The sequence below is a fragment of the Dietzia sp. HMSC21D01 genome (genome assembly GCF_001815995.1).
Classification (GTDB): Bacteria; Actinomycetota; Actinomycetes; order Mycobacteriales; family Mycobacteriaceae; genus Dietzia; species Dietzia cinnamea.
On sequence record NZ_KV823856.1, the window covers coordinates 1 to 1716 of the forward strand.

Consider the following 1716-nt stretch of genomic DNA (forward strand, 5'->3'; position numbering starts at 1 on the left):
CTAGGAGCGTGGGTCAGTAACACGCCAGTTCAGGTCCGCTGATGGGGCGGGTTCGGCGGGATAATTGTCGTCATGGGCGAGGAAGGGTTGTTCGCCGCCGAGGAGTTCCGCGTCGAGCGGGCTGACCGGCAGGGCGAGGTCGAGCCGGTGGGCGCAGGCAAGACATTTCGGGCGTTCGACCCGGGCCAGGGGTTGTTGCTGCCGCCGTCGCTGGATGACTGGCTTCCGGCCGATCATCTGGCACGGTTCGTGGCGGATCTGGTCGATGGGCACCTGGATTTATCGCGGATCTACGTCTCCTACCAGGAGGGGCGCGGGGCCCCGCCGTACGATCCGCGGTTGATGGTGCGGTTGCTGATCTTCGGCTACACCACGGGGGTGCGCTCCTCCCGCGGGATCGAGAAGGCCTGCACCGACATCGTCGCTTTCCGGTGGTTGGCGGCCGGGGCGGCCCCGGACTACCGCGCGATCGCCAGGTTTCGCAAGAGGCACCTGGCCGCGCTGGGCAACCTGTTCTTGCAGGCGTTGGCGTTGTGCCAGGCCGCCGGGATGGTCACGCTTGGACAGGTCGCGCTGGATGGGACGAAGCTGCGGGCGAACGCCTCCAAACGCAAGGCCATGTCGTACGCGCGGCTGACGGACAAGGAGAAGGTACTGGCCCAGGAGGTCTCCGATCTGCTGGCCGCCGCCGAGGCCATCGACAAGGCCGAGGACGCCAAGTTCGGCAAGAACCGGCGCGGGGACGAGCTGCCCGATGAGCTGGCCCGCCGAGAGTCTCGCCTGGTCAAGCTGCGCCAGGCCAAAGCTGCTCTGGAAGCCGACGCCGCCGCCGATGCGGCGGAGAAGGCTGAGGCTAAGGCCCGCGGTAAGGGCGAAGACGAAGACACCGTCGCGCAGAAGGCCGCTGAGGCCGCCGAGCGCGCCACGCCCAGGCCGAAGGCCCAGCGCAACTTCACCGACCCGGAGTCGAAGATCATGCTCACCGGGGACGGGTCGTTCGCTCAGTGCTACAACGGCCAGGCCGTGGTCGATGCCGCCCATCAGATCATCGTGGCGGCCGAGGTCAACGACTGTGCCGCCGACGTCGGCAACCTCATCCCCATGACCGAGCAGGCCATCAGCAACACGGGGCAGGCCCCGAAGCAGATGCTCGCCGATGCCGGGTACTGCTCAGCCGCGAACCTCGCCGCCTCCGCCGAGGTCACCGGCGAGCAGGGCACCGAGTTCTTCATCGCCACCGGACGACAGCGCAGCGGGGAACCGGCGCCGATCGCCCCCCGGGGACCGATCCCGGCCAGCGCCACGGACAAGCAGCGCATGGCCCGCAAGCTCGCCACGAAGAAAGGCCGAGCGGTCTACGCCCGGCGCAAAGCGATCGTCGAACCGGTCTTCGGACAGATGAGCACCCTGCAGAACGGCAAGCAACTCCTGATTCGCGGTCTGGACGCCGCCCGCGGTGAATGGCTACTGCTCGCTGCCTGCCACAACCTGCGAAAGCTCCACGGTCATATCGGCGCCACCGGGCTCGGCGGCCTCCAGATCGCCTGAACTGGCAGGCCCGGGCGACCTACAGGCTGACCCGCGGACTGAACGCCATCACCGCGGCTTCGCAAACCGAATACCTGGCCGCCAGTGACGCCGGCCCGAGCGCAACGCTCTCACGCACTCCGCCGTACTCTCGGCGCGCTTCGAGCCATTACTGACCCATGCTCCTAG

At 68.1% G+C, this 1716-nt stretch carries 1 protein-coding gene; it reads left to right on the top strand.

Annotated features, from left to right (window positions below; all coding sequences use genetic code 11):
• Window positions 1-72 precede the first annotated feature (72 nt).
• On the top strand, window positions 73-1548 hold the full coding sequence (locus HMPREF3086_RS06275; protein WP_070720776.1) for an IS1182 family transposase: 1476 nt from the start codon (window positions 73-75) through the stop codon (window positions 1546-1548).
• The last annotated feature ends 168 nt before the right edge of the window (window positions 1549-1716 follow it).

What these genes read in the sequence shown, in the direction of transcription:
- HMPREF3086_RS06275 (WP_070720776.1), top strand. Translation starts at nt 73, where the DNA reads ATGGGCGAGGAAGGGTTGTTCGCCGCCGAGGAGTTCCGCGTCGAGCGG.